The organism is Streptomyces sp. NPDC030183, assembly GCF_055573455.1.
The window spans coordinates 71,712-97,722 of sequence record NZ_JBVIBK010000027.1; the positions used below are offsets into that span (position 1 = coordinate 71,712).

At 73.4% G+C, this 26,011-nt stretch carries 25 protein-coding genes; 13 read left to right on the forward strand and 12 right to left on the reverse strand.

Annotated features, from left to right (window positions below):
* Window positions 1-396 precede the first annotated feature (396 nt).
* On the reverse strand, window positions 397-822 hold the full coding sequence (locus ACZ4Z2_RS29320) for a hypothetical protein (RefSeq protein WP_468080038.1): 426 nt from the start codon (window positions 820-822) through the stop codon (window positions 397-399).
* Window positions 823-1,090: 268 nt separating this feature from the next.
* Between ACZ4Z2_RS29320 and ACZ4Z2_RS29325 the strand changes: the two genes are divergently transcribed.
* The 4 genes from ACZ4Z2_RS29325 to fxsA all read left to right on the forward strand — a co-directional run bounded on the left by ACZ4Z2_RS29325 (window position 1,091) and on the right by fxsA (window position 5,240).
* Window positions 1,091-1,531 (forward strand): Lrp/AsnC family transcriptional regulator, encoded by a 441-nt coding sequence (locus ACZ4Z2_RS29325; RefSeq protein WP_033532524.1) that lies wholly within the window; start codon window positions 1,091-1,093, stop codon window positions 1,529-1,531.
* 88 nt (window positions 1,532-1,619) lie between these two features.
* A complete protein-coding gene (locus ACZ4Z2_RS29330) occupies window positions 1,620-3,224 on the forward strand; it encodes an amidohydrolase (protein ID WP_468080039.1) in 1,605 nt (534 codons plus the stop codon).
* 563 nt (window positions 3,225-3,787) lie between these two features.
* Window positions 3,788-4,603: a polyprenol monophosphomannose synthase gene (locus ACZ4Z2_RS29335; protein WP_468080041.1), complete on the forward strand. Its 816-nt coding sequence runs from the start codon at window positions 3,788-3,790 to the stop codon at window positions 4,601-4,603.
* A 46-nt stretch (window positions 4,604-4,649) separates the two neighbouring features.
* Complete coding sequence (gene fxsA, locus ACZ4Z2_RS29340) at window positions 4,650-5,240, forward strand: FxsA family membrane protein (RefSeq protein ID WP_468080043.1); 591 nt, start codon at window positions 4,650-4,652, stop codon at window positions 5,238-5,240.
* Between the two features lie 102 nt (window positions 5,241-5,342).
* On the opposite strand, the gene ACZ4Z2_RS29345 is transcribed toward fxsA, so the two are convergent.
* From ACZ4Z2_RS29345 to yczE, 4 genes are all read right to left on the reverse strand, one after another.
* Window positions 5,343-5,717 (reverse strand): RNA polymerase-binding protein RbpA, encoded by a 375-nt coding sequence (locus ACZ4Z2_RS29345; protein WP_003977404.1) that lies wholly within the window; start codon window positions 5,715-5,717, stop codon window positions 5,343-5,345.
* Window positions 5,718-5,995: 278 nt separating this feature from the next.
* Window positions 5,996-7,351, reverse strand: coding sequence for an MFS transporter (locus ACZ4Z2_RS29350; RefSeq protein ID WP_468080044.1), 1,356 nt, complete (start codon window positions 7,349-7,351; stop codon window positions 5,996-5,998).
* A 40-nt stretch (window positions 7,352-7,391) separates the two neighbouring features.
* Window positions 7,392-8,159 carry a glycerophosphodiester phosphodiesterase gene (locus tag ACZ4Z2_RS29355; protein WP_468080046.1) on the reverse strand — a complete coding sequence of 256 codons (768 nt, stop codon included), beginning with the start codon at window positions 8,157-8,159 and terminating at the stop codon, window positions 7,392-7,394.
* A complete protein-coding gene (gene yczE / locus ACZ4Z2_RS29360; RefSeq protein ID WP_468080048.1) occupies window positions 8,156-8,845 on the reverse strand; it encodes a membrane protein YczE in 690 nt (229 codons plus the stop codon). Before yczE ends, ACZ4Z2_RS29355 begins: the two co-directional genes overlap by 4 nt.
* A 64-nt stretch (window positions 8,846-8,909) precedes the next feature.
* Here yczE and ACZ4Z2_RS29365 point away from each other — a divergent pair, with 64 nt between their 5' ends.
* Window positions 8,910-10,409, forward strand: a complete 1,500-nt coding sequence (locus tag ACZ4Z2_RS29365) for an SCO1417 family PLP biosynthesis transcription factor (protein ID WP_468080049.1) — start codon at window positions 8,910-8,912, stop codon at window positions 10,407-10,409.
* 105 nt (window positions 10,410-10,514) lie between these two features.
* Here the strand turns inward: ACZ4Z2_RS29365 and ACZ4Z2_RS29370 are convergent, their stop codons facing one another.
* Both ACZ4Z2_RS29370 and ACZ4Z2_RS29375 read right to left on the reverse strand, forming a co-directional pair.
* Window positions 10,515-12,065 carry a hypothetical protein gene (locus tag ACZ4Z2_RS29370; protein ID WP_468080051.1) on the reverse strand — a complete coding sequence of 517 codons (1,551 nt, stop codon included), beginning with the start codon at window positions 12,063-12,065 and terminating at the stop codon, window positions 10,515-10,517.
* Window positions 12,066-12,102: 37 nt separating this feature from the next.
* Window positions 12,103-12,297, reverse strand: a complete 195-nt coding sequence (locus ACZ4Z2_RS29375) for a hypothetical protein (RefSeq protein ID WP_055540730.1) — start codon at window positions 12,295-12,297, stop codon at window positions 12,103-12,105.
* 283 nt (window positions 12,298-12,580) lie between these two features.
* Between ACZ4Z2_RS29375 and ACZ4Z2_RS29380 the strand changes: the two genes are divergently transcribed.
* From ACZ4Z2_RS29380 to ACZ4Z2_RS29400, 5 genes are all read left to right on the forward strand, one after another.
* Window positions 12,581-12,973, forward strand: coding sequence for an ankyrin repeat domain-containing protein (locus ACZ4Z2_RS29380; protein ID WP_468080052.1), 393 nt, complete (start codon window positions 12,581-12,583; stop codon window positions 12,971-12,973).
* Window positions 12,974-13,274: 301 nt separating this feature from the next.
* On the forward strand, window positions 13,275-14,693 hold the full coding sequence (locus ACZ4Z2_RS29385) for a HEAT repeat domain-containing protein (protein ID WP_468080054.1): 1,419 nt from the start codon (window positions 13,275-13,277) through the stop codon (window positions 14,691-14,693).
* Window positions 14,694-14,832: 139 nt separating this feature from the next.
* Complete coding sequence (locus ACZ4Z2_RS29390) at window positions 14,833-15,963, forward strand: glycosyltransferase family 4 protein (RefSeq protein ID WP_468080056.1); 1,131 nt, start codon at window positions 14,833-14,835, stop codon at window positions 15,961-15,963.
* Window positions 15,960-17,147 carry a glycosyltransferase gene (locus ACZ4Z2_RS29395; RefSeq protein WP_468080058.1) on the forward strand — a complete coding sequence of 396 codons (1,188 nt, stop codon included), beginning with the start codon at window positions 15,960-15,962 and terminating at the stop codon, window positions 17,145-17,147. The genes ACZ4Z2_RS29390 and ACZ4Z2_RS29395 overlap by 4 nt, the downstream gene beginning before the upstream one ends.
* Window positions 17,144-17,995 (forward strand): SGNH/GDSL hydrolase family protein, encoded by an 852-nt coding sequence (locus ACZ4Z2_RS29400; protein WP_468080059.1) that lies wholly within the window; start codon window positions 17,144-17,146, stop codon window positions 17,993-17,995. Before ACZ4Z2_RS29395 ends, ACZ4Z2_RS29400 begins: the two co-directional genes overlap by 4 nt.
* Window positions 17,996-18,039: 44 nt before the next feature.
* On the opposite strand, the gene ACZ4Z2_RS29405 is transcribed toward ACZ4Z2_RS29400, so the two are convergent.
* The 5 genes from ACZ4Z2_RS29405 to ACZ4Z2_RS29425 are packed head-to-tail and all read right to left on the reverse strand — an operon-like array spanning window position 18,040 to window position 22,496.
* Complete coding sequence (locus tag ACZ4Z2_RS29405; RefSeq protein ID WP_468080061.1) at window positions 18,040-18,912, reverse strand: 5-oxoprolinase subunit C family protein; 873 nt, start codon at window positions 18,910-18,912, stop codon at window positions 18,040-18,042.
* Window positions 18,909-19,520: a 5-oxoprolinase subunit B family protein gene (locus ACZ4Z2_RS29410; protein WP_468080062.1), complete on the reverse strand. Its 612-nt coding sequence runs from the start codon at window positions 19,518-19,520 to the stop codon at window positions 18,909-18,911. Before ACZ4Z2_RS29410 ends, ACZ4Z2_RS29405 begins: the two co-directional genes overlap by 4 nt.
* The gene (locus tag ACZ4Z2_RS29415; RefSeq protein WP_468080063.1) at window positions 19,517-20,275 is read right to left on the reverse strand and encodes a LamB/YcsF family protein; all 759 of its coding nucleotides are present in this window, start codon (window positions 20,273-20,275) and stop codon (window positions 19,517-19,519) included. The genes ACZ4Z2_RS29410 and ACZ4Z2_RS29415 overlap by 4 nt, the downstream gene beginning before the upstream one ends.
* Window positions 20,276-20,331: 56 nt before the next feature.
* Window positions 20,332-21,159 carry a putative hydro-lyase gene (locus tag ACZ4Z2_RS29420; RefSeq protein ID WP_468080064.1) on the reverse strand — a complete coding sequence of 276 codons (828 nt, stop codon included), beginning with the start codon at window positions 21,157-21,159 and terminating at the stop codon, window positions 20,332-20,334.
* Entirely contained in the window at window positions 21,156-22,496 is a 1,341-nt protein-coding gene (locus ACZ4Z2_RS29425; RefSeq protein ID WP_468080065.1) for an MFS transporter, read from the reverse strand. Before ACZ4Z2_RS29425 ends, ACZ4Z2_RS29420 begins: the two co-directional genes overlap by 4 nt.
* Window positions 22,497-22,699: 203 nt before the next feature.
* Here ACZ4Z2_RS29425 and ACZ4Z2_RS29430 point away from each other — a divergent pair, with 203 nt between their 5' ends.
* From ACZ4Z2_RS29430 to ACZ4Z2_RS29440, 3 genes are all read left to right on the forward strand, one after another.
* A complete protein-coding gene (locus tag ACZ4Z2_RS29430; RefSeq protein ID WP_468080066.1) occupies window positions 22,700-23,395 on the forward strand; it encodes a GntR family transcriptional regulator in 696 nt (231 codons plus the stop codon).
* A 50-nt stretch (window positions 23,396-23,445) separates the two neighbouring features.
* On the forward strand, window positions 23,446-24,972 hold the full coding sequence (locus ACZ4Z2_RS29435) for a hypothetical protein (protein WP_468080067.1): 1,527 nt from the start codon (window positions 23,446-23,448) through the stop codon (window positions 24,970-24,972).
* 139 nt (window positions 24,973-25,111) lie between these two features.
* Entirely contained in the window at window positions 25,112-25,990 is an 879-nt protein-coding gene (locus ACZ4Z2_RS29440; RefSeq protein WP_468080069.1) for a hypothetical protein, read from the forward strand.
* The last annotated feature ends 21 nt before the right edge of the window (window positions 25,991-26,011 follow it).

Sequence of the window (26,011 nt, forward strand, 5' to 3'; positions counted from 1 at the left end):
CGAACTGTCCGAGGCCGCTCGGCGGCGCCGCCAGTCGCACCCACTCCGGGTCATGACGGCCCGGCAGGGTGCGGCCCCCGTCGGCCCACGTCCGCATCAGGGCCCGGTAGATGGGCGGGTCCTGAGGTGACGCCGCCCCTGGGGAACCGATTCTGCCGGGGCCGGGACGAAGATGTGGTGGCGACGTCCGGCCGCCGGATACGTAGGGGTCATACCGGGTCAACGCGACGCTGGGCTCAGCGGTCACCGCTCAGGTGAATCGTGCCTGCGTTCGCGAGGGTCCCGGCGGGTGGTATGTGTCCCCCCGCTCGACGTCGTCCCTCGCCGGCACCCTTCCAGGTCAGCGGGGAGCCCGCGGACGGTGAGCGCCGGCGGAGGGCCGGGACGGCTCGTGGATCAGGCGGCCTGGCGCCGCGTCATCGGCACCCGCATCGGGCGCGAACCCGGGCCGCCGACGTGCGAGAAGGGCTGGGTCCGCCAGTCGAGTCCCTGCGGGAGCGTCAACAGAAGGGCGGTGTCCTGCTCCTGCGGCTCCACGGACTCGTCCGCGGACCGGGCGTCGGCGGCCGAACGGCCCGTACCGGCGCAGACCGTGAGCCCGAACGGGTTCCACGGCGACACGACCTGAGCGTGCTCCGGCAGGGCGTCCTCGTCGGACAGCAGGGCGATGGGCTGAGCGCAGTCCGGGCAGATGACCCGGTACATCTCGAAGGTGTCGTACGCGTCGAACTCGTCGTCCGGTTCGACGCCCTCCGGCTCGGGCTCGATGACCGACTGGAGCCGCTTGGGCGCGGTACGACCAGGGCGCTTAAGACTCTGCATGGGATTCTCCCCCTCGGGCTGGGCCGTTCGGGCACTGCGGCCTCGACCACAGCAAGCACTTCCCGCCCCGTCTCGGCGGTAATCACGAGATCATCACGAAGCCTATTCGGTTACTGTGGTCTTCGTCACATGCCGCTCGCAGATGCTCCGCCCACCGGCCCGATCACCCCGACGGCTCACGGTGGGCCCGCAGCCACATCACGAACCGGGCATGACCTGCGCCGCTGAGGTATCCGAGGAGATCAACCGCCCTGTAGGTTCTTGCGTCATGGAGGAGCTGGACCGACAAATCGTGCAGCTGCTCGTCGCGGACGGGCGGATGAGCTACACCGACCTGGGCAAGGCCACGGGCCTGTCCACGTCGGCCGTGCATCAGCGCGTGCGCCGACTCGAGCAGCGCGGTGTCATCCGGGGCTATGCCGCGGTCGTGGACCCGGAGGCCGTCGGGCTGCCGATGACCGCGTTCATCTCGGTGAAACCGTTCGACCCCAGCGCCCCCGACGACATCGCGGAACGCCTCGCGGGTGTGCCCGAGATCGAGGCGTGCCACAGCGTCGCCGGCGACGAGAACTACATCCTGAAGGTCCGTGTCGCCACGCCTCACGAGCTGGAGGAACTGCTGGCCCGGCTGCGCTCCCTCGCGGGCGTCTCCACCCGCACGACCGTGGTGCTGTCCACCCCCTACGAGGCCAGGCCGCCGAGGATCTGACCAGGGGTCGGCCGACGCGGGCCTGTGCGTGATCCACACGACAGGCCCTCGGTGCGGCCGGGTCGGCGGCAGGCGCGAGACTGTCTCCATGAGTGAACGCACCGCCTCGTCGGAAACCGTGTTGCTGCGCGGGGGAGAGGTCCACAGCCCCGCCGACCCGTTCGCCACCGCGATGGTCGTGGAACACGGACAGATCGCCTGGGTCGGCTCCGAGGGCGCCGCCGACGCCTTCGCGGAGGGCGTCGACGAGGTGATCGACCTCGAAGGCGCCCTGGTCACCCCGGCGTTCACCGACGCCCATGTGCACACCACCTCCACCGGTCTCGCGCTCACCGGCCTCGACCTCTCGGCCGCCCCCACCCTGGAGGCCGCACTCGTTCTCGTCCGGGAATTCGCGGCCGCGCGTCCCGCCGACCGCGTCCTGCTCGGCCACGGCTGGGACGCCGCCCGCTGGCCCGGCGGCCGCCCTCCGACCCGCGCCGAACTCGACGAGGCCACCGGCGAACGCCCGCTGTACCTGAGCCGTATCGACGTCCACTCGGCGGTCGTCACCACGGCCCTGCTCGACCTCGTCCCGGGCGCCGACCGCTTCGACGACGGTCCGCTCACCCGGGACGCCCACCACGCCGTACGGGCCACCGCGCTCGGCGCCATCACCCCCGCCCAGCGCACCGAGGCGCAGCGCGCCGCCCTCGCCCGCGCGGCCTCGCTCGGCATCGGCTCGGTCCATGAGTGCGCGGGCCCGGAGATCTCCTCCGAGGACGACTTCACCGGCCTGCTGCGGCTCGCCGCCGAGGAGCCGGGACCCCGGGTCGTCGGCTACTGGGCCGAGCGTGACGTCACCAAGGCGCGGGCGCTCGGCGCCGTGGGCGCCGCGGGCGACCTTTTCGTCGACGGCGCCCTCGGCTCGCACACCGCGTGCCTGCACGAGCCGTACGCCGACGCCCCGCACACCGGCACCGCGTACCTCGACGCCGACGCCGTCGCCGCCCATGTGGTCGCGTGCACCGAGGCGGGTCTCCAGGCGGGCTTCCACGCCATCGGGGACGCCGCCGTGACCGCCGTGGTCGAGGGAGTGCGGGCAGCCGCGGAGAAGGTCGGCCTGCCCCGGGTGCGGGCCGCCCGCCACCGGGTCGAACACGCGGAGATGCTCACCCCCGACACGGTCGCCGCCTTCGCCGAACTCGGCCTCACGGCCTCCGTGCAGCCCGCCTTCGACGCCCTGTGGGGCGGCGAGGAGGGCATGTACGCCCAGCGCCTGGGCGCCGAGCGGGCCCGCGCCCTCAACCCGTTCGCCGCCCTCCTGCGGGCCGGTGTGCCGCTGGCCTTCGGCTCCGACAGCCCGGTCACCCCTCTCGACCCGTGGGGCACGGTCAGGGCGGCGGCGTTCCACCGCACGCCGGAGCACCGGGTGTCCGTGCGCGCGGCGTTCACGGCCCACACGCGGGGCGGCTGGCGGGCGATCGGACGGGACGACGCCGGCGTCCTCGTTCCGGGAGCGCCCGCCGACTACGCGGTCTGGCGCACCGGCGAGCTGGTCGTCCAGGCCCCCGACGACCGGGTCGCCCGCTGGTCCACCGACCCGCGCTCCGGCACCCCCGGACTGCCCGATCTCAGCCCCGGCTCCGACCTGCCCGTCTGCCTGCGGACCGTGGTGGCGGGACGCACCGTCTTCGTACGGCCGGGCGAGTGATCTCCACGTCGGGCGCGGGCCCGGGGGCGGCCCTCCCCGGCGCCGCACGACCTGCGCATCCTCGGCGCTGACCAGGCGATAGAGGAAAAAACCGCAGTTCAGGCGGCAGTTGACAGCGGGCGGCCGGGGGCCGGTAGGTTCGGCCGGGTCCACCACCGGACGTCCGACCGACGAGCTTCCGCGCGGTCGCCGAAGCGCCGCTGGGTCAGGGGTGGTGCGCCGCACCGGCGCACCGCCGCTGGCAGCCAGGCCCAGGGTCAGCGCTCGGCGAGGGAACGTTCCGGCCCGGTCGGGTAGGTGTGACCCGGGTGGGGCCCGGGAGCTCAGTAGACAACGGCTTTCGGTCGACCCGCAGCCAGCGGGTCCCAGGTCGGCCCGAAGGGCACCGGGCCCCCATCCGCCGCGGCGGACGCACACCCGGTCGCGCGGCGCCAAGGCCAAGACAGGGCGCGCTCCCGCACACCCCCCGTTCGAATCGACACTCCTCTGGACAGGAGGCGACACTCCAGCGCAGACCGCGGCCACTATGGTGGACCCCTGCGTACGGACTTGAAGGGGCAGCAGTGAACGACGGCGACGGGACCCTCGCGGCAGCAGGCCAGGAGAGGCGCTTCGGCCCGCTCGGCACGGCCTTGGTGATCATTCCGACCTACAACGAGGCGGAGAACATCAAGGCCATCGTCGGCCGGGTGCGCAAGGCCGTTCCCGAGGCGCACGTCCTGGTCGCCGACGACAACAGCCCCGACGGCACCGGCAAGCTCGCCGACGAGCTGGCCGCCGAGGACGAGCAGGTCCAGGTGCTGCACCGCAAGGGCAAGGAAGGACTCGGCGCGGCGTACCTCGCGGGCTTCCGCTGGGGCATGGAGCACGGCTACGGCGTCCTGATCGAGATGGACGCGGACGGCTCGCACCAGCCCGAGGAACTGCCCCGGCTGCTGACCGCGCTCAAGGGCGCCGACCTCGTCCTCGGGTCCCGGTGGGTGCCGGGCGGGCGCGTGGTGAACTGGCCCAAGTCCCGCGAGTTCATCTCCCGCGGGGGCAGCCTCTACTCCCGGGTCCTGCTGGACGTCCCCGTCCGTGACGTGACCGGTGGCTACCGGGCGTTCCGCCGCGAGACCCTCGAAGGGCTCGGCCTCGACGAGGTCGCCTCCCAGGGCTACTGCTTCCAGGTCGACCTCGCCCGCCGGGCGATCAAGGCCGGCTACCACGTCGTCGAGGTGCCCATCACCTTCGTCGAGCGGGAGCTGGGCGACTCCAAGATGAGCCGCGACATCCTCGTCGAGGCGCTGTGGCGGGTCACCGCCTGGGGCGTGGGCGAACGGGTCGGCAAGGTCCTCGGCCGCGACGGCAGGAGCGTGGACCCGGACGGGAAGAGCTGATCGTTCCCTTATCCCGTCCTGAGACGGCGGCAGGCACACTGGGGGCATGACGACTGGCACTTCGACTCCGACCTACCCCGCCCGGCCTCGGCGCTCCCGGCTGCGCACGTTCCTGCCCCTGGGGGTCGCCGCCTGGGTCGTGCTGGAGATCTGGCTGCTCACGCTGGTCGCGGGCGCGGCCGGGGGGCTCGCGGTGGTCGTGCTGCTGGTCGCCGGGTTCCTCGCCGGGTCCGCGGTGGTCAAGCGGGCCGGGCGGCGGGCGTTCCGGTCGCTGGCCGAGACACTGCAACGGCAGCAGGCCGGCGGCGGTGCGGCGTCGGGGACCGAGGCCGGCACGAACGAGGGCAACGGCTTCCTGATGCTGGGCGGGCTGCTGCTGATGCTGCCGGGCCTCGTCTCGGACGTGGTCGGGCTGGTGCTGTTGGTGCCGCCGGTGCAGAAGGCCCTCGGGCAGTACGCGGAGCGCACCTTCGAGCGGAAGCTTCGGGAGGCGGGGGCCGGAGGGCTCGGGGACGCGTACGCCCAGGCGCGGATCCACCGGCCCGACGGCAAGGTCGTCCCGGGCGAGGTCATCAGGGACGGGGCGCCGGGTAGCGCCGACGAGCCGAGGGACGCGCGACCGCCTCTCGGGTACTGAGGGTTCAGGCAGGCAGCGCACAAAGACCGCGGGCGCCGTACGTGATGTACGGCGCCCGCGGTCTTCAGTCGCGCTGGGTATGCCGCCCAGCCCCCATGGGGGCTACGCGGACTTGCGGCTGTCTCGCGGATGGACCGCGATGTTCATCGCGCCGGAGCGGAGGACGGCCAGGCGCTCCTCGAGGACCTCTTCGAGTTCCTCACGGGTGCGCCGCTCCATCAGCATGTCCCAATGCGTACGCGCGGGCTTGGCCTTCTTCTCCTCGGGGCCGTCGCCGTCCACGAGGAGGGCCTGGGCCCCGCAGACCTTGCACTCCCACTCCGGCGGGATCTCCGCCTCCACCGAGAAGGGCATCTCGAAGCGGTGCCCCTTCTCGCATGCGTACTCCACGGCCTGGCGCGGAGCCAAGTCGATGCCGCGGTCCGTCTCGTAGCTGGTCACCACGAGGCGCGTGCCGCGAAGAGCTCGCTCACTCATGAATCGTGCCTCCCGGGCTTGTCGCCCACAGGACAGGTGTCGCTGTCGTCGTCATCCGGTCAACGTCCGGTCGGCGGTAAAGATTCCCGTTCCGTGTCCCGTTCCGGGTCATGCGTCGCCGTCGTAGCCGCAGCCTTGTCAACCAGTGCAGTACCCACCGGCGCCCGGTTTGTCACATCTGACAGCAGATGTCACCCAGCGTTTCGGCATCTTTGACGCGCAGTAACGGTACGCCTGGCAGGCCAAACGCGTACACTACAGCCCTTTCGCCCCCGGTGCTAAATCCTCTCGGGCACGGGATTGCCCGCGTCGCTGATCGCCCGGCGCACCGGAACCCTCGCGAGCAGGGCGAACCCGAGGACGAAGAAGAGGACCAGGGAGATGATCGCGTCGCGATAACTTCCGGTCAGCTGGTAGGTCAGACCGAACAGCAGAGGGCCGAGCCAGCTCATCCCGCGGTCGCTCATCTCGTAGGCCGAGAAGTACTCGGCCTCCTTGCCGGGCGGGACGAGGTGGGAGAAGAGGGAGCGGGACAGGGCCTGGCTGCCGCCGAGGACCAGGCCGATGCCGGCGGCCAGGACGAAGAACCAGACGGGGGCTCCCGCCGGGAGGAAGTAGCCGACGGAAAGGATCAGCGTCCAGGCGATCAGGGAGCCGAGGATCGTGCGCTTGGCGCCGTACCGCCGGGCCAGCCGGCCCATGCCGAGGGCGCCGCACACCGCGAGCACCTGCACCAGCAGCACCGCCACGATCAGCGTGGACTGCCCGAGGTCCAGCTCCTCGGAGCCGTAGACCGAGGCCTGGGAGATCACCGTCTGGATGCCGTCGTTGTAGATCAGGTACGCCAGGAGGAAGGCGAGCGTCAGGGGATGGCGGCGCATGTCCCGTACCGTCGCCGCCAGCTGGCGCAGGCCGGGGGCGGTCGCCTCGCCGGTGTCCGCCACCGGATTGCGGCGGTCCCGCAGACGGCGCAGCGGGATCAGGGCGAAGGCGCCCCACCACAGGCCCGCCGAGGCCAGGCAGACGCGGACGGCCATGCCCTCGGAGATGCCGAAGCTGTCGTGCGAGGTGAACAGGACCAGGTTCGCCACGAGGACCAGGGAGCCCGACGCGTAGCCGAAGGCCCAGCCCCGGGAGGAGACGGCGTCGCGTTCCTCGGGCGGCGCGATCTGGGGGAGGTAGGAGTTGTAGAGCATCATCGCGACGGACTGCGCCGCGTTGGCGACGACGAGCAGCACGCCGCCGAGGAGATAGCGGTCGCCGTCCAGGAAGAACATCCCGGCGGTGGCGGTGGCGCCCAGATAGGCGGCCGCGCCCAGGAGGGGCTTCTTGCGGCCTGTGCGGTCGGCGGCGGCCCCCACCAGGGGCATGATCACCACGGCGACGATCACCGACAGGGACACCGAGTACGCGAAGAACGAGCCGGCGCGGACCGGGATGCCCAGCGGATGCACGTAACCGTCGGTGTCGGCGGCGGTCTTGGCGACCTCGGTCAGATAGGGGCCGAGGAACACGGTGAGGACGCTGGTCGAGTAGACGGAGCAGGCCCAGTCGTAGAAGTACCAGCCGCGCTGTTCGCGTCGCCGGTCCGCGGCCTCGTCGGCCTCGTCCGTCCGCACGGTGTCGGTGCCCACCCGTGCCCCCTCGCTTCCCCGGGAAGGGCCGCGCGACGGCTCAGACCCAGGTCCCCCGGTCTTCGAGCACCGTGCGCAGCGTGTCGATGTGATCGGTCATGATGCCATCGACGCCGAGGTCCAGGAGACGGTGCATACGTTGCGGTTCGTTCACGGTCCAGACGTGGACCTGGAGGCCGCGCGCGTGGGCGGCCCGCACGAACCGCTGGTCGACGACCGGCACCCCCGACTGCGACTCCGGCACCTGCGCGGCGATCGCCGAGCGGCGCAGCGGGGCGGGGAGCCCCCACGAGCGCAGCCGCAGCCCGAGGACGCCGCCGGTGCCGTACGAGGTGGCCAGGCGGGGGCCGGCCAGGCGCTGGGCGCGGGCCACGCGCGGCTCGGAGAAGGAGCCGACACAGACGCGGTCCCAGGAGTCGGTGCGGGCGATCAGGTTGAGCAGGGGGTGGAGCGCCGACTCCGCCTTGACGTCCACGTTCCAGCGGACGTCGGGGAAGGTCTCCAGGAGTTCCTCGAAGAGGGGGACCGGTTCGGCGCCCGCCACGCGCGCGTGCCGCACCTCCTTCCACGGCAGGTCCGCTATCCGGCCCGCTCCGTCGGTCACCCGGTCCAGGGTCGCGTCGTGGAAGGCGACGAGCTTGCCGTCGAGCGTGGCGTGCACGTCGGTCTCGATGTACCGGTAGCCCGACTCCACCGCCCGCCGGAACTGGACGGTGGTGTTCTCCAGGCCGTCCGCCGCCCCGCCCCGGTGGGCGAAGGCGATCGGGCCCGGATGGTCGAGGTACGGGTGGCGTATCAGGGCGGTCACCCGGGAAGTATGGCCCGCTCCGATGGACCGGTGGCAACGACCGTGCTGCCGGATGCCGAGGGAACGGCGAACAGGCGCAGGAACAGCTGGGCGAGCGGGCCGATGGAGACGGCGTAGAGGAGGGTGCCGACGCCGACCGTGCCGCCGAGGACGAACCCGGTCGCGACCACCGTCAGTTCGATGCCGGTGCGGACGAGGCGGATCGACAGGCCGGTGACCCGGTTGAGGCCCGTCATCAGCCCGTCGCGGGGGCCGGGGCCGAAGCGGGCGGCGATGTAGAGCCCGGTCGCGGCGCCGTTGAGGACGATCCCGACGACCATCAGGGCGGTGCGGGCGGCCCACGTCCGGGCGTCCGGCGTCAGGGCGAGCGTCGCGTCCATGGCGGCGCCGATCACCAGGACGTTGGAGACGGTGCCGAGGCCGGGGCGCTGGCGCAGCGGGATCCACAGGAGCAGGATCGCGGCGCCCAGCATGGTCAGGACGACCCCCATCGACAGGCCGGTCCGCTCGGAGAGCCCTTGGTGGAGCACGTTCCACGGCTCCAGACCGAGGCCCGACCGGACGAGGAGCGCGGAGCTGACGCCGTACAGGGTGAGACCGACGTAGAGCTGAAGCAGGCGCCGCGTGAGATGCCCTTGTGCGGACACGAGAATGCCCCCCTTGTTGGTGGTAGTGGCCTGTCGCATGTCACCCTGTGGCTTGAGGGGGCACGTCCTCCATGGCCAATTCGGGGAAGGTGGACTGGAAAACATGTCTCAGTGGACTTCCGCGGTCGGGGCCGCGCAGCTCGCTCGCATGCTCAACTCCCAGCAGGACCGCCCCAGTGGGCCCGGCAGCAAGCGCCCGCCCGCCTACCGCGCCCTCGCCGACGGCGTACGGCTGCTGGTCCTCGAAGGCCGGGTGCCGGTGGCGGCCCGGCTGCCCGCCGAGCGGGAGCTGGCGCTCGCGCTGTCCGTGAGCCGTACGACCGTCGCGGCGGCGTACGAGGCGCTGCGCACCGAGGGGTTCCTGGAGTCCCGGCGCGGTGCGGGCAGCTGGACCGCCGTACCGGCCGGGAAGCCGCTGCCGGCCCGTGGTCTGGAGCCCCTGCCCCCGGAGGCGCTCGGTTCGATGATCGACCTGGGGTGCGCGGCGCTGCCGGCCCCCGAGCCCTGGCTGACCCGGGCCGTGCGGGGAGCCCTGGAGGAGCTGCCGCCGTACGCCCACACGCACGGCGACTATCCGGCCGGACTGCCCGCGCTCCGCTCGATGCTCGCCGACCGGTACACCGCGCGCGGCATTCCCACGATGCCCGAGCAGATCATGGTGACCACGGGGGCCATGGGCGCCATGGACGCCATCTGCCACCTCTTCGCCGGGCGTGGCGAACGGATCGCCGTGGAGTCGCCCTCGTACGCCAACATCCTCCAGCTGATGCGGGAGGCCGGGGCCCGGCTGGTGCCGGTCGCCATGGCCGAGGGGCTCGCCGGGTGGGACATGGACCGCTGGCGCCAGGTGCTGCGGGAGGCGGCGCCGCGGCTCGCGTACGTCGTCGCGGACTTCCACAATCCGACCGGGGCGCTCGCCGACGAGGACCGGCGGCGGGGGCTCGTCGACGCGGCCCGGGCCGCCGGGACGGTGCTGGTCGTGGACGAGACCATGGCCGAGCTGCACCTCGACGAGGAGGTGGAGATGCCCCGGCCCGTCTGCGCGTTCGATCCGGCGGGGTCCACGGTGATCACGGTCGGCTCTGCCAGCAAGGCGTTCTGGGCGGGGATGCGGATCGGGTGGGTACGGGCGGCGCCCGAGGTGATCCGCAGCCTGGTGGCGGCTCGGGCGTACGCGGACCTGGGGACGCCGGTGCTGGAGCAGCTGGGCGTGAACTGGTTGATGAGCACGGGCGGCTGGGAGCAGGCCGTGGGGATACGGCGGGAGCAGGCGCGGGAGAACCGGGACGCGCTCGTCGCCGCCGTGCGCAGGGAGCTGCCGGACTGGGAGTTCACCGAGCCGCGGGGCGGGCTGACCCTGTGGGTCCGTACGGGTGGTCTGTCCGGCTCGCGGCTCGCGGAGGTGGGGGAGCGGGTCGGCGTCCGGGTGCCGTCCGGCCCGCGGTTCGGGGTCGACGGGGCGTTCGAAGGGTACGTCCGGCTGCCGTTCACCGTGGGTGGGGCGGTCGCGGAGGAGGCGGCGGTGCGGCTGGCCGCGGCGGCACGGCTGGTACGGAGCGGGGCGTCCGGGGGGAACGAGGGGCCGCGCACGTTCGTCGCGTGAGGGGGATGGGCGTGAGGGGCGTGGGTTCCGCCGCGCGGCGGTGACGAGGCGCCGCCGCACCCACCCGTGCCGGCCCAGCGGTGCGGATGCCGGGCCGCCGTGCGGTCAGTTGTCCGCTGGCGCCAGGTCCTTCATCTCGTCCGCCGGGGTCGTGTGGGGCGGGAGGAGGGCGAGGACGGACTCGCGGTGGGGCTCGGGGGTGTCGGGGTCGTGGGGGTCGGGCGTCGCGGGGACCTGGAGGCGGAGGACGGGGGCCGTGCCCAGGCGGGCGTAGCCGCGGCCCGGAGGGACGTCGGTCGTGGGCGTCGTGGGAGGTGGGGCCCCCAGGACGGATTCCAGCTGCTCGGCGGTGGTGGGGCCGAGGACGACTCGGGCGCGGGTATGGCGCAGCACGGCCTCGCCGAGGGTGTCCAGGTGGTCGAACTGCTCGGCCACGACGACCGTGACGTTAGCGGCCCGCCCGTGGCGCAGGGGGACCTGGAGGAGGGACTGCGGGTCGCGCCCGCCGTCGGCCGCCGCCAGATGTGCCAGCACGGTCGGGCGGTCGAGGAGCAGCCACAGGGGGCGCTTGGTGTCCTCCGGGGGCGGATGCCCGGCCTGGCGGGCGCGGTTCATGGCGATCAGACGGCGTTCCGTCTCCTGGGAGGCCCACTCCAGGCTCGCCAGCGCCCCGGAGAGGCCGCTCTCCACGGCCAGGACGCCGTCCCGGCCGGTCAGGCACGCGTGGTCGCCGCTGCCGGCGCCGTCGACGATGACGACGTCGCCGTGCTCCAGCGCCTGGAGGGCGATGGAACGCAGCAGCGTCGTCGTACCGCTGCCCGGTTCGCCGACGGCCAGCAGATGGGGTTCGGTGGAGCGGACGCCGGTGCGCCAGACGACCGGCGGTACGTCGCGCCGCTCCTCCCCGAAGGAGAGGGGGAGCGTGCGCTGCACCTGGGCCGGGTCGGTGAAACCGAGGACCGTCTCGCCCGGAGCCGTCACGAAGCGCTGGGCGGCGATGTCCGTGGCGAGGGGCGGCAGGACGCTGACGGACAGGGTGTTGCCCTCCTCGTCCCAGTCGAAGCGGTACTCGCGGCCGCGGCCGGCCTTGGCGTGCAGCAGGTGCTCGACGCGTGCCCGGGACTCGGCCTCACCGTCGGCGAAGTACGCCGGGTACTGGATCAGCAGTTGGCTGATCCGGCCGGTGCCGTCGAACGCGTAGGTGGGAAATGCCTTGTCCCAGGGGCCGCCGTGCGCGTAGAGCGGTTCGGGGTCCTCGGCGGCCGAGAAGCAGGGGACCAGGGCCTCGTAGAGGGAGCGCAGCCGCTGGGTCTGGGACTCGTCGGGGCCGGTGGGCTCGGGGATCGCGCCGTCGCGGCCCGCCCAAGCTGCCGCCGCCATCAGGGCGATGACGGCGAGCAGCGCTCCGTACGGCACGAGGGTCACCACCAGGACCACCGAGGCGGCGAGGAAGAGCAGTGATCCGCGCCGGTCCTTCGGTGTCTCCACCCATCTGCGCCGGCCGGCCGCGGCCAGTCGGCGCAGTCCACGGGTGATCGTGATCAGTGGGTGGAGGACGTCGGTGGCACCGTCGGCCGCCGTCCGGGCCAGCTCCCGGCTCTTGGCGATGTGCGCGCCGCCGCTGGTCAGAATGCGGGGGAGGGTGACCCGGGCCACGGCTGTCTCCTGGAGGTGCGTACGGATGGGGACGGGGTCAGAACTTGATCCCGCCGAGGAGGCTCGCGAGGCTTTCGCCGCCCGCCGTGATGCTCGGGGCGATACCCGTACTGGCCAGGTAGAAGCCGAAGAGCGTGACGACGATGGCGTGCGAGGCCTTGAGCCCGTCCTTGCGGAAGAAGAGGAAGACGATGACGCCGAGCAGGACGACGCCGGAGATGTTCAGGATCATGTGGGTTCTCCTGGTTGGTGGGGACAATCACCATGAGTTCTTCCAAGGTCACAGCATGTATCCATACGATTAAAGGTGCAAATGAGAGAAATTCTGGCGTTTTCACCTGGGTGGGGGAGCGGCCGTTGCGCCGTCCGAGCTGGGCTGTTGCGCCGCGCGTGACTCGATGTGATCTTTGCCTCGGCCAGGACCGCTCAGGTGGGCGAGAAGCCAGTACTCTGGCGATTCACCCGTACGGCGGCGTTGTCGTACGCTCCGGAAGCAGTGAGAGGTGGACCCGGCGATGAGCGAAGCCCCCGACCCCGAGGTCGTGGAGCTGGCGACCAAGATCTTCGATCTGGCCCGGCGGGGCGAGACCGAGGCGCTCGTGGCGTACGTCGACGCGGGTGTTCCGGCCGGTCTCACCAACGACCGCGGCGACTCGCTGGTGATGCTGGCCGCGTACCACGGCCACGCCGACGCCGTACGGGAGTTGCTCGCGCGCGGCGCCGAGGCGGGCCGCGTCAACGACCGGGGCCAGACCCCCCTCGCGGGGGCGGTCTTCAAGGGGGAGGCGGGTGTCATCCGGGTTCTTCTGGAGGGCGGCGCCGACCCGCTGGAGGGCACGCCGAACGCCGTCGACACGGCGCGGATGTTCGGCAGGACGGAGCTGCTCGAACTGTTCGGCGCACACTGATCCACATGTTCTGACCAGGTAAAACAGCACAGACGGGGGAGGCGGTAAAGGGCCGCCGGAAATATCGGTCGCGGCAGGAAGAACCGCCGGGTCATCATGACGTCGTGATTCACGGACGCGATGGCTGGGCAGGTGATGCCGCACCACGTGGACCGTGATGCGGTCCGCATGGGCCACTGACGAGAGGCAGAGGAAGATGGTCTACAGCAAGCAGGAAACGGCGGGCGCCCCGACGTGTTGTCACGCGGCCAGGTAGAGCAAGATCCCGGTTGCGTCGACGCTTGATGTGAGGCTGTTTCCCATGTTCGAACCGTTCATAGCGCCCAGCGGTACGCTGCTCGGCCTGCTGCAGCGGGGCCGTGGCGACGGCACGCTGCACGCGCTCACCGCCCCGCGGGCCGAGGCGCTCGCGGCACTGAACACCTGTGTGCTGAGCGACCCCCGCCATGACTGGCAGGTGGAGAACCGCTCGCTCTACTACGCCCGGCTCTACCTCGACCTGCACGGCGAACTCGACGAGATCGAACGACACCTGTTCGACGCCGAGGACGTGCTGGACACCGAGGAGTCCCGCACCGGACTCGCCCTCGCGGTCCTCGGGCATCTCGCCTCCTACGGCAGGCGGGACGCGCTCGAACTGCTGCGCAGGTACGCCGCCACGGGCACCAACTGGGCGTGGGCCCTGGACGAACTGGCCCTCAGGGACGACGACGAAGGGCTGCGCGCCCTCGCCGAACCCGTCCTCGCCCGCTTCACAACCGACCCGGAGGGCGAGGCCGAACTCGCCGCCACCGTCCGGGACGCCTTCGAACCCCGGCCCTGGCGGCTGTGGGCCGACGACCCCCGTGTGACGATCGCGGCACGCGTGCGTGCCGCCCAGGAGACCGGCTCCTTCGACCGCTGGCAGCGGCAGATGCGGCCCAGCGGACCCCGGCCGGGCTGGAGCGTCAGCGCCGTCTTCGAATGGGCCCGCCAAGGCATCGAACGCGGAGCCGTCCTCCATGTGCCGGCCGCGCGCTGCCTCACGGCCGTCGCCGGCCCCGAGGACCGGCCGGAGATCATCGAGGCCGCCCGGTCCGGCGACGACGCCGCCCGCTGTACCGCCTTGCGCTATCTCGCCGACGGCAACGATCCCGACGCCCTCGATCTCATCGAGGGCGCGGTGGCCGACGGCACCACGATGGTCGTGGAGGCCGCCGTCGACGCCTTCGAACGGATGCGCAGCGTGGCCGCCGTCGACCGGGCGCGCGGCTGGGTGCACCGGCCCGACGCGCTGGGCGCGGCCGCCGGGCGCATGCTCGCCTGCCGGGGCGGCGCACAGGACAGCGACCTGGTGCTGGGTGCCCTGCGCGAGGCCGTACGCGGCGAGGGCCCCGACGCGCCCACCCTGTGGACCCTCGTCGACGGCACCGGACGCCTCGGCATCGCCTGCGCGGCCCCCGTGCTGCGCCACATCTACCGGGAGACCGCCTCCTCCCACCTGCGGGGCCGCGCCGCCCGCGCGCTCGCCGCCACAGACCCCTCCTTCCCGGCCGGCTTCGCCGTCGAATGCCTCTGGGACTGCGAGGAGACCACCCGCGAGATCGCCGCCCGGCACGCCGAGACGGGCGACACGCGCGTCGTCGACCAGCTCCGCCGACTGGCCGCCGACCCGGCCGAGGAGGCCGAGGTCCAGACAGCCGTACGCAGCCGAATCGGTCCTGACATGCCCGCAATGTGAACAGCCCGTGACCCGGAGGTCAGGAGGGCATGGACACGGTCTGACCTGGACATGTGTGCAGCGCAACGCTCATGGGACGTTCCTCGTCCGGAAAGATCCACGTTGACGCGGCCACGTCCGGTACGACGACAACACCGGTATGCGTGTCGTCATCGTGACCGAGTCCTTTCCCCCCGATGTGAACGGCGTGGCCCACTGCGCCCTGCAGACCGCGCGGCACCTCGTCGCGCGCGGTCACTCGCCGCTCGTCGTGGCCCCGGCCACCGCCTCGGGAACGGGAGCGGGCGCCGACCTCCAGGCGCCGTGCCCCGTCGTCCGTGTCCCCTCCCTCCCGCTCCCGGGCTACCCCCAGGTCCGCGTCGCCCTGCCCAGCCGCCGGGTCGCCGGGGCGATCGTCGAGCACCGGGCCGACATCGTCCACCTGGCCAGCCCCTTCGTCCTCGGGGTGCGCGGCATGGCCGCCGCCGCGCGCCTCGGGGTGCCCGCCGTCGCCATCTACCAGACCGACCTCGCCGGCTACGCCCGCACCTATGTGCACGCCGGCGAGGCGGCCGCCTGGCGGCGCATCCGCTCCGTGCACGCCGCCGCCGACCTCACCCTCGCCCCGTCCGGTGTCGCCCTGCGTGACCTGGAGGCACACGGGGTGCCCCGGGTGAAGCTGTGGCAGCGCGGCGTGGACACCGTCCGCTTCCGGCCCGCCCTGCGCGACGAGGCGCTGCGCCGCGAGCTGGCGCCGAACGGCGAGCTGATCGTCGGCTACGTCGGCCGCCTCGCCCCCGAGAAGCAGGTCGAACTGCTGGCCGGGGTGTGCGGTCTGGACGGCGTACGCGTCGTCGTCGTGGGCGACGGGCCCAGCGAACCGGGGCTGCGCGAGGCCCTGCCCGGCGCCCTCTTCCTGGGCCGCCGCACCGGCGACGACCTCGCCCGGATCTTCGCCTCCCTGGACGTCTTCGCCCACACCGGCCCCTTCGAGACCTTCTGCCAGACCGTGCAGGAGGCCATGGCCAGCGGCGTACCCGTCGTCGCCCCCGCGGCCGGCGGACCGCTGGACCTCGTGGCACACGGACGTACCGGGCTGCTGGTGCCGCCGCGCGACGCCGCCGCCGTATGGGACGCGGTGTCGTCGCTGGCCGGCGATCCGGCGCTGCGGGCGGCCTACGGGGCCGCCGGGCGGGCCATGGTCGAGGGGCGCACCTGGGCGGCCGTCGGCGACCAGCTCATCGGGCACTACGCCGATGTCCTCGCGGCGCGGACGGCGGTGGCGGCATGAACGGGCCCACCTCCGGAGGAACCCGGAACGACGCCGCCCGCACGGGTCTGCGGATCGTCCGGCTCGCCAACTTCGTGGCACCCGCCTCGGGCGGACTGCGGACCGCCCTGCGGGAGCTGGGGCAGGGATACAAGGCGGCGGGCCACCACCCCGTGCTCGTCGTGCCCGGCGAGCGGTACACCGACCGCGAGACCGAGCAGGGCCGCGTCATCACCCTCCCCGGCCCGCTGCTGCCCGGCACCGGCGGCTACCGCGTCCTCACCGACAAGCGGCGGGTCGCGTCGCTCCTCGAATCCCTCGGCCCCGACCGGCTGGAGGTCTCCGACCGCACCACCCTGCGCTGGACCGGGGCATGGGCGCGACGGGCCCGGGTGCCCGCGGTGATGGTCTCCCACGAGACCGCCGACGGCGTCCTGCGGACCTGGGGGCTCTCCGAGGGGCTGGCCCGGCGGGCCGCCGACGCCCTCAACCTCCGTACCGCCCACACCTACTCGCGGGTGGTGTGCACCACCGAGTTCGCCGAGCGGGAGTTCGTACGGATCGGCGCCCGGAACGTCGTCCGCGCCCCGCTCGGCGTGGACCTCGTCGGCCGGAACCCCGCACTCCGGGGCCCGGGGCTGCGCGAGCGGCACGCGCGCGGGGACGAGGTGCTGCTGGTGATGTGCTCCCGGCTGTCGGTGGAGAAACGTCCCGGCATGGCGCTCGACGCCTTGGAGGCGCTGCTGCGGCGCGGGCGGCGGGCGGTGCTGGTGGTCGCCGGGGACGGACCTCTGCGCGGCCGGCTCGAACAGCGGGCCCGCGGGCTGCCCGTGACCTTCCTCGGCCATGTCGCCGACCGCCGTCTGCTCGGCGCCCTCCAGGCATCCGCCGACGTGTGCCTGGCGCCCGGGCCCGCGGAGACGTTCGGGCTCGCCGCGCTGGAGGCGATGGCCTGCGGTACGCCGGTCGTGGCCAGCTCCTCGTCGGCGCTGCCCGAGGTCGTCGGGTCTGCCGGGGCCACGGCGGCGGACAGCGGCGCGTCCTTCGCGGACGCCGTCGAGTCGCTTCTCGAGCGTCCCGAGCTGGAGCGCAGGGACGCGGCACGCGCGCGTGCCGAATGCTTCGGCTGGCAGACCGCCGTGGACGCCTTCCTCGCCGCCCACGACGCGAGCGTCGGCCGCCCGGCATGGGAGGGCGTCGGATGAGACCCCTGCGCTTCGTGGCCCTCGGCGACTCCCTCACGGAAGGCGTCGGGGACCCCGTCGCGGACGGCGGTCGGCGGGGCTGGGCCGCGCTGCTCGCCGACGGACTCGCCCCGGACGTGGAGTTCACCAACCTCGCCGTCAGCGGCTCCCAGACGCGCGACGTCCTGGAACGCCAGCTGTCCGCCGCGCTCGCGTTCCGCCCGGACATCGTCTCCGTCGTCATCGGCGTCAACGACACCCTGCGCTGCACCTTCGACATCCACGCCGTGGCCGCCCGCCTGGACGAGGTGTACGGAGCCTTCCGGGCCCAGGGTGCCGAGCTGCTCACCGCGTGTCTGCCCGACCCCGGCGCGATGCTCGGCCTGCCCGGAGCCCTCGCCCGTCCGCTCGCCCGGCGGCAGCGGGCCGTCAACACCGTCGTGCACGCCCTGTCCGCACGCCATGGAGCGGTCCACCTCCACGCCTGCGAGGGCGCGTGGCTGGCGGACCGCGCGATGTGGAGCGCGGACCGGCTGCACCCCGGCGAGCGGGGACACCGGCAGCTCGCCGTCCGCTTCCACGCGCTGCTCACGGAGGCCGGGCTCGCGACGGGCCCGGCGCCCTCGCCGGAACCCGGTTCCCCCGCGCCCACCCGCGCCGCCGGCCTGTGGTGGCTGGCCACGGCGGGCACGGGATGGGTGGCCCGGCGGTGCACCGATCTGCTGCCGCAGCTCCTCACCCTCGCCGCCGCCGAGGTGCGCCACAAGGCACGCGGCACCAGCGCCCGACTCGACCTGACCGCGTCCCACGCGGTGGCGTCGGCCCTCGCCGCGCTGACGGTCTCCGAGCAGCGGCCGGAGGTGGCGTGAGGCGACCGCGCCGACGTGCGGCGACCGCGCCGAGGAGAGCGGCTTCAGCTGCGGTGTCGTACCGCGATGAACCGCACGGGGGTGCCCGGTGTGGCCTGGGCCGCGGCCGGGAGGTCCGCCGGGTCGACGACCGCGATCACGGGATAGCCCCCGGTGGTCGGATGGTCGGCGAGGAAGACGACGGGGCGGCCGTCCGGCGGCACCTGGACGGCCCCCAGCACCATGCCCTCACTGGGCAGCTCACCGGGCCGCGCCCGTTCCAGGGCGGGGCCTTCCGTGCGCAGCCCGATGCGGTTGCTCGCCGACGACACGGCGTAGGGACGGGCGGTGAGGGTGCGGAGCGCCGCGTCCGTGAACCAGTCGTGCCGGGGCCCGAGGGTGACCCGCAGGACCAGCTCCGAGGGCGGCGCCGGATGCGGAACGACGTCCACGCACGCGTGCGCCACCGCCGGCCGCCCCAGGGGGAGCACGGTGCCGTCCGTCAGCGGGGGAGGCCCCAGACCCGACAGCAGGTCGGTGGAGCGGCTGCCGAGGACCGGCTCGACGGCCACACCACCGGAGACGGCGAGATAGGCGCGTACCCCCGCGCGTGCGGCCCCGAGGTCCAGCAGCGCGCCGCCGGGCACCCGTACGGGCGCTCCCCAGGCCGCCGGGCGGCCGTCCACGGTGACGGGGCAGGGCGCGCCTCCGACCGCGACGGTGACCGTCGCGCGGGGCCGTACGGAGCAGCCGTTGAGGGTGGTCTCCAGGACCGCCGCGTCCGGGGAGTTGCCCACCAGGCGGTTGACCAGGGCGGCGGCGGGCGCGTCCAGCGCTCCCGAGCGGGGAACGCCGAGGTGCGCGTGGCCGGGCCGCCCCCGGTCCTGGACGGTGGTCAGGGCACCGGCCCGGACGACGGCGAGGGCACGGTCGCTCACGGCGCCGCCACCGGTGTGAAGCGGACCCGGGTGCCCGGCGTCAGCAGCGCGGCCGGCACGCGCGCGGGGTCCCACAGCACCAGGTCCGTCGTACCGATCAGCTGCCAGCCGCCCGGCGAGGAGCGCGGGTAGACGCCGGTGTACGGGCCGGCCAGGGCCACGGAGCCCGCCGGGACGGCGGTGCGCGGCGTCGCCCGTCGCGGCACCTCGCGCGGCAGCCCGGTGAGGTAGCCGAAGCCGGGCGCGAACCCGCAGAAGGCCACCCGGAACTCGGCCGCCGCGTGGATGCGCGCGACCTCCGCCTCGTCGACGCCCCAGTGCGCGGCGACATCGGCGAGGTCGGGGCCGTCGTACCGCACGGGGATCTCGACGACGTCCTGCGTGCGCGGCGGGACGGGCGGCACCTCCCAGGAGACGAGCCGCTCGGCGAGCCGGGAGGGGGCGTCCAGGCCGTCCAGGAGGACCGTACGGGCCGCGGGGACCAGCTCCTCCACCGCCAGCTCACCCGTGGCCCGCCGGCGCAGCAGCTCGGCGTGCAGGGCCTCGGCCTCCTGGCCCGAGTCCACCTCGATCAGCAGCGCCCGATCGCCGACCGGCAGCGCCCTCATGCGAACGACTCCACGCGCACCCCCGCCGCCGCCAGCTCGGCCCGCACCCGGCGGGCCAGCTCCACGGCCCCCGGTGTGTCCCCGTGCAGGCACAGCGAGCGGGCGCGCACCGGGATGCGCTCGCCCGAGTGCGCGACGACCGTGCCGGTGCGGGCCAGTTCCACGGAGCGGCCGACCACCGCGTCGGCGTCCGTGATCACCGCGCCGTCCTCGCCGCGCGGCACGAGGGTGCCCCGCGCGGTGTACGCGCGGTCGGCGAACGCCTCGGTGACCGTCGGCAGTCCCGCCTTCGCCGCCAGGTCGAGGAAGCGGGAGCCGGGCAGGCCCAGGACCGGCAGCGAGGCGTCGGCGAGGACCACCCCGTCGACCACCGCCGCCGCCTGCGCCTCGTCGTGCACGACACGGTTGTAGAGCGCGCCGTGCGGCTTCACGTACGACACGCGTGTGCCCGCGGCGCGAGCGAAGACCTCCAGGGCGCCGATCTGGTAGGCCACCTCGGCCGCCAGCTCGGCGGGCGGCACGTCCATCGCGCGCCGCCCGAACCCCGCCAGATCGCGGTACGAGACCTGGGCGCCGACCCGCACGCCGCGCTCGGCCGCCAGTTCGCAGACCCGGCGCATGGTGGCCGCGTCCCCGGCGTGGAAGCCGCAGGCCACATTGGCGCTGGTGACGACGGTGAGCAACTGCTCGTCGTCGGTCAGCCGCCAGCGGCCGAAGCCCTCGCCCAGGTCGGCGTTGAGGTCGATCGAGGTCATGGTTCCCATTCTGCTCGTTCCGGGCTCTCGGTCGGGCCGCGCGGTACCGCTCGTCCTCAGGCCACGCGGTACTGCTCGTCGCGGGCGTCGGTCAGGAACATCCGCCCCGGCGCGTGGGTGATCGCGAACGGTGGGCGCGAGGCCGTCACGGCGGCCTGCGGGGTGACCCCGCACGCCCAGAACACCGGGATGTCGTCGGGCTCCATGGCGACGGCCTCGCCGAAGTCCGGGCGGGACAGGTCGGTGATGCCGAGGCCGGCCGGCTCCCCGCAGTGCACCGGGCCGCCGTGCACCGCGGGGAGCAGACTGCTCTCCCGGATCGCGGTGGCGAGGTGCTCGGGCGGTATCGGGCGCATCGACACCACCATCGGGCCGCGCAGCCGCCCCGCCGGACGGCACGGGCGGCCGGTGACGTACATGGGGACGTTGCGGCCCTGCTCGATGTGGCGCATCGGGACGCCGGCCTCGGTGAGCGCCCACTCGAAGGTGAAGCTGCATCCGATGAGGAACGACACCAGGTCGTCGCGCCAGACGTCGACCACGTCCGTCGGTTCGGCCACCAGGTCGCCGCGCTCCCACACGCGGTAGCGGGGGAGGTCGGTGCGCAGGTCGGCGCCCCGCGCGAGCGGGGTGGTCCAGGAGCCCGCGTCCGTCACGTCGAGCACCGGGCAGGGCTTCGGGTTGCGCTGGCAGAACAGCAGCATGTCGTACGCCCAGTCGGCGGGCACCGAGATCAGGTTGGCCTGGGTGTGGCCCGCGGCGACCCCGGCGGTGGGTCCCGACAGGCCGGCGCGGAACCGGGCGCGGGCCTCACCGGGGCTCCACGCGTGCGCGTGCGGCTCGACCAGGGGCACGGGACGGTCCTGTGCGGTCGCGGGGTTCATGCGAGCTCCTTCCCGCGCGTCTCCGGCAGGCCGAGGAGGGCGACGGCCGCCAGGGCGTAGCCGATCGCTCCGAAGACCAGCGCGCCGCCCACGCCCCAGCTGTCCGCCAGGAAGCCGACCGTCGTCGGGAAGACGGCGCCCACCGCGCGCCCGGTGTTGTAGGTGAAGCCCTGCCCGGTGCCGCGCACGGCCGCCGGGTACAGCTCGCTCAGGAACGACCCGAAACCGCTGAAGATCGCCGACATGCAGAACCCGAGCGGGAAACCGAGCACCAGGAGGAGGCCGTTGGCGCCGCTCGGTATGTTCGCGTACGCCAGGATGCACAGCGCCGACAGCACCGCGAAGAGCCAGATGTTCCGCCTGCGGCCCAGCCGGTCGGTGAGATGGCCGCCGGTGAGGTAGCCGACGAAGGCCCCGGAGATCAGGAACGTGAGATAGCCGCCGGTGCCGACGACGGACAGGTCGCGCTCGGTCTTCAGATACGTCGGCACCCAGGTCGCCAGCGTGTAGTAGCCGCCCTGGACGCCCGTGGACAGCAGCACGGCGAACAGCGTCGTGCGCAGCAGGCCGGGAGCGTCAGCGGTGCCGGGCCGGAAGATCGCGGCGAACGAGCCCTTCTCGGTGCTCCTCTCGCGCGCGGCGGCCGCCTCCGGGGCGTCCTCGACCGAGCGGCGCACCCAGACGACGAGCAGCGCGGGCAGGGCGCCGGTCCAGAACATCACCCGCCAGGCGAGGTCGTCGCCGAAGACGGAGAAGACCACTGTGTAGACGATCACGGCCAGCCCCCAGCCGACGGCCCAGGAGCTCTGGATCGCGCCGAGGGTGCGCCCCCGGTGCCGGGCGCTCGCGTACTCGGCGACCAGGATCGCGCCGACCGCCCACTCGCCGCCGAAGCCGAGGCCCTGGAGGGCCCGGAAGACCAGCAGAGTCTCGTAGTTGGGCGCGAAGCCGCAGGCCACGGTGAAGACCGCGTAGGTGATCACCGTGATCATCAGGGCCTTGACCCGGCCGATCCGGTCCGCGAGGACACCCGCGGCGGCGCCGCCGATCGCCGAGACGACCAGCGTGACCGTGGTGAACAGGCCCGTCTGGCCGCTGTCCAGCCCGAAGTAGGCCGCGAGCGCGACCATGCTCAGCGGCAGGGTGAAGTAGTCGTACGAGTCGAGGGCGTAACCGCCGAACGCGCCGCCGAAGGCGCGGCGGCCGCGCGGGCCGAGGGCGCGCAGCCAGCCGAACGGACCGTCGTCCGCGGCCTGTGCGCCCGCTGGGGGCCGAGCCCCCGCGGTCGTGGGGGTGGGTGAGGCCGAGGGGGTGGGGGAGGGAGGGGTCGAGCTCATGGGCACCTCGCAGTGAGAGAAACGGAGGGTGCGTGAGGGGTGAGCCGTGCCGTTGTGCCATGGGGTCGTGCCGTGCCGCCGTCGGTCGTGCCGTGCCGCCGTCGTGCGGTTCGGGGGCGCCTGTCCATGCAAGGTAGAGGATCGTTGAACGATCCTTCAATACCCATGTTGTTTCGTTCTGATGACTGGGGTTGAATCGCCGCATGGCCGCCGAACTGACGGGACTTGCCGACGACCGGGCCCTGCTGGGCCGCACCAGCACCGCCGAGCGGGTTTCGGACATCCTCCGGAGCCGGATCGCCGAGGGCTTCTTCCCGCCGGGCACTCGGCTGTCGGAGGACAGCATCGGCGGCGCCCTCGGTGTCTCCCGCAACACCCTCCGGGAGGCGTTCCGCCTGCTCACCCATGAACGGCTCCTCGTCCACGAGCTCAACCGAGGGGTCTTCGTGCGGGTGCTCACCGTCGAGGACGTCGAGGACATCTACCGCACCCGCCGACTCGTCGAGTGCGCCGTCGTCCGCGGGCTCGGCGAGCCGCCGTACGACCTCGACCGGCTCGCCGAGGCGGTCGACGACGGTCAGCGGCTGGCCCGGGAGGGCGACTGGAAGGGCGTCTCCACCGCCAACATCCACTTCCACCGGGAACTGGTCGCCCTCGCGGGCAGTGCCCGCACCGACGAGCTGATGCGCAGCGTCTTCGCCGAACTGCGGCTCGCGTTCCACGTCGTGGACAACCCGCGCAAGCTGTACGAGCCCTACCTGGCGCGGAACCTGCTGATCCTCCAGACACTCCAGCGGGGGGAACGCGACCGGGCCGAGGACATGCTCGCCGGGTACCTCGACGACTCGCTGAGGGGACTGGTCGAGGTCTACGGCCGCCGGGTGGCCGACGTCTCCTGACGGTGGAACGATTTGGGCCGCTGTCAGACCCAGGACCTAATCTGTGCACCGTGACTTCACCCGTATCGACGGACAGTGTTCCGCCCCAGCTCAGCGCGGGGTCGCGCCCGGCGCCGGGCCCGGCCGCCGACGAGGGGCTGGCGCGGCGGCTGCGCGCGCTCGCCTGCACCGCGCCGCTGCACGACCTGGACGCGCGCAAGGCCAACCTCGCGGGTGAGTACTCGGTGTACGGCATGGCGGAGGTCGCCCTCGCCGCCATCGACCTGGTCACGCTCAACATGGACTTCGACACCGGCGCCGACCACGACCAGATCGTCGCCCGGCTCGTCCCCCGCATCGCCGCCCAGGCCCCGCAGCGCCCCGTCGAGGAGCACGAGCGGGTGGCCCGCTGGGTCCTGGAGAACCTGATCAACGTCGGCAGCGTCGACCGCGGCTTCCGGGCGGTCTACGGCACCTTCGCCTCCGACGGCACCTATGTCCGCCGGGACTACGACTTCAAGCTGATCGAGGAGGTCCCCGGCTACGGGGGCGGGGTCTACCTCCGTACGACCGACGAGGCCGTCAACGTCCTCGTGGGCGCCCTCGACACCGACGTCACCAGCGCCCAGATCGCCGCCGAGGTCAAGCTGGAGGTCCTGATCAGCCGGGGCCGGCTCGCCGACGCCCAGCTCGCCGCCGAACAGGCGCGCTACCGGACCGTGCAGTACTCCGAGACGCTCCGCAAGGCCCTGGACGCCACCCGGCGCAATGTCCGCGCGGTGGACTGGCTCCAGGCCGTCCCCGACATGATCGCCGAGGCCCTCGACCACGTCGCCGACCGCTACCGCCACGAGAACGCCATCCTCACCAACATCCGCAAGGCCCGCGACGAGTCCGAGGACCCCGAGCAGAAGCGGCGCGCCGCCGAGCTCGTCGACATCGTCAAGGACTGCATCCGGCGGCACACCCAGTTGCAGTCCCGGCTGCTGGAGGCCGGGCCGCTGTTCCGCGCCGAGCAGGACCGGCAGGCCTTCGCCACCCCCATGACGACGTCGGGGACCGACCTCTACGGCCATCTGCTGGCACCGCTGCTGCCGCTGCCCGTGGAGCAGGCCCGGCGGGTGACCGACGCGTTCTTCGCGCGCGGGACGGGGCTGCGCACGCCCGGGTCGGTACGGATCGGGGATCTCGTCGACCTCCTGTTCACGCCCCCCGTGGAGCGGGAGCACCTGGGTGCGGAGATGCCGGAGCCGGACCTGATCGCCACCCCGGACGACAGCCGGTTCAGCGAGGAGCAGCTGGCCGCGGCGATGCGGCTGCTGGACCTGCCCGCGGACGCGCCCCGACGGCTGTCCGGACTGCTCGCGGAGGCGCGGCGTTCCGACCCCGAACTGCCCTACCTCGTCGCCCTGCTGGCCGTGCACGCGGCCAGCCCCCCGGTCGGCACGGCCTACCGGCAGGGGGAGGAGAAGCTGCTCTTCGCCGTGGACGACGGGACGGAGCTGGACGATCCGGAGTTCGGCGGCGCCGACCTCATCGTGGGGACCGCGCTGCTGGACGCCGCCGGAATGGCGGCGGACCGTTCGGAGGCGGCATGAGACCGCCGCCGGCCCCCCGGACGGGCCCCGGCCGAGGGCGGCCCGCGGCCGGTCGCAGACCTCCCCGCCTACCTGAACCTGCTGCCGCTGCCGCTGCCGCAGTCACTGTCCCCTGTTCCGAGACCGAGGAGTCCTTGCCGTGAGCGAGCACGTCGAGTGGAGTGAGCCGGAAGTCGCCGCCGCTCCGGTGGCCGCCGCCGCCACTCCCGCCGACGCCGCCGACGCGGCGCGGCTCGTCGCCTTCGGGCTCCAGCCCAAGCTCCAGCCCGCCCGCGACCAGGAGTACGGCGATCTGCTGCGCCGCTACCGCGAGGACCCGGCGTTCGCCCGGCTCGCCGACGCCGTCGCCACCGGACTCGGCCTGGTGGTGCTGGAGGTGTCACCGCGCGCCGGGATGGCGGTGACGGCCGCCGAGGACTCCGTCTTCGCCGTGCGGATGGGCGACTACGCGCGGCGCACCTCGGCCGACTCGGTGGACCGGTTCCTGCACGGGCTCGCCCACCTCGCGGTCGCCGCGATGGCCTTCCCCCGGCCCGAGGACCTCGCGGACGACGGATACATCGGGCGCGTGTCGGTCAACGGCGTCGACTCGTTCGTACGGCAGGCCTGCCGGCGGCTGGAGGAGCGCGCCGAGGAGCAGGGCGAGAACACCGACCCGGCGACGGACGCGCCCGGACTGGAGGCCGCCTGGCGGATCTGGGCCAGGCGCAGCTCCACCGGGGCCACCAAGGACGCCCGCAGGCTGGCCGGTTCCACCACCGGCATCGTCGGCAAGGCGGTGGGCTTCCTCACCGACTCCGGCTTCCTCCAGCGCACGGGCGACGACAACGGCGGCACGTACCGCACGACCGCGCGCTACCAGCTCCAGGTGCGGGACATGGCGGGCAGTGCCGCGATGGCCGAGCTGCTCGAGCTGGGGATCGTCCCGGTCACCGACGGCACGGCCACCCTGCTGCCCCCCGAGGACACCGACGACCTGGAGCTGGTGGCCGACGCCGGGTTGCCGTTCCACTCCTGACCCGCCCGCACCCGCCCCGAC

Excerpts from the sequence above, each read along its gene's own strand:
- ACZ4Z2_RS29320 (WP_468080038.1), bottom strand. The coding sequence starts at position 822 with ATGCAGAGTCTTAAGCGCCCTGGTCGTACCGCGCCCAAGCGGCTCCAG.
- ACZ4Z2_RS29325 (WP_033532524.1), top strand. The coding sequence starts at position 1,091 with ATGGAGGAGCTGGACCGACAAATCGTGCAGCTGCTCGTCGCGGACGGG.
- ACZ4Z2_RS29330 (WP_468080039.1), top strand. The coding sequence starts at position 1,620 with ATGAGTGAACGCACCGCCTCGTCGGAAACCGTGTTGCTGCGCGGGGGA.
- fxsA (WP_468080043.1), top strand. The coding sequence starts at position 4,650 with ATGACGACTGGCACTTCGACTCCGACCTACCCCGCCCGGCCTCGGCGC.
- ACZ4Z2_RS29345 (WP_003977404.1), bottom strand. The coding sequence starts at position 5,717 with ATGAGTGAGCGAGCTCTTCGCGGCACGCGCCTCGTGGTGACCAGCTAC.
- yczE (WP_468080048.1), bottom strand. The coding sequence starts at position 8,845 with ATGCGACAGGCCACTACCACCAACAAGGGGGGCATTCTCGTGTCCGCA.
- ACZ4Z2_RS29365 (WP_468080049.1), top strand. The coding sequence starts at position 8,910 with ATGTCTCAGTGGACTTCCGCGGTCGGGGCCGCGCAGCTCGCTCGCATG.
- ACZ4Z2_RS29375 (WP_055540730.1), bottom strand. The coding sequence starts at position 12,297 with ATGATCCTGAACATCTCCGGCGTCGTCCTGCTCGGCGTCATCGTCTTC.
- ACZ4Z2_RS29380 (WP_468080052.1), top strand. The coding sequence starts at position 12,581 with ATGAGCGAAGCCCCCGACCCCGAGGTCGTGGAGCTGGCGACCAAGATC.
- ACZ4Z2_RS29385 (WP_468080054.1), top strand. The coding sequence starts at position 13,275 with ATGTTCGAACCGTTCATAGCGCCCAGCGGTACGCTGCTCGGCCTGCTG.
- ACZ4Z2_RS29390 (WP_468080056.1), top strand. The coding sequence starts at position 14,833 with ATGCGTGTCGTCATCGTGACCGAGTCCTTTCCCCCCGATGTGAACGGC.
- ACZ4Z2_RS29395 (WP_468080058.1), top strand. The coding sequence starts at position 15,960 with ATGAACGGGCCCACCTCCGGAGGAACCCGGAACGACGCCGCCCGCACG.
- ACZ4Z2_RS29400 (WP_468080059.1), top strand. The coding sequence starts at position 17,144 with ATGAGACCCCTGCGCTTCGTGGCCCTCGGCGACTCCCTCACGGAAGGC.
- ACZ4Z2_RS29410 (WP_468080062.1), bottom strand. The coding sequence starts at position 19,520 with ATGAGGGCGCTGCCGGTCGGCGATCGGGCGCTGCTGATCGAGGTGGAC.
- ACZ4Z2_RS29415 (WP_468080063.1), bottom strand. The coding sequence starts at position 20,275 with ATGACCTCGATCGACCTCAACGCCGACCTGGGCGAGGGCTTCGGCCGC.
- ACZ4Z2_RS29420 (WP_468080064.1), bottom strand. The coding sequence starts at position 21,159 with ATGAACCCCGCGACCGCACAGGACCGTCCCGTGCCCCTGGTCGAGCCG.
- ACZ4Z2_RS29425 (WP_468080065.1), bottom strand. The coding sequence starts at position 22,496 with ATGAGCTCGACCCCTCCCTCCCCCACCCCCTCGGCCTCACCCACCCCC.
- ACZ4Z2_RS29430 (WP_468080066.1), top strand. The coding sequence starts at position 22,700 with ATGGCCGCCGAACTGACGGGACTTGCCGACGACCGGGCCCTGCTGGGC.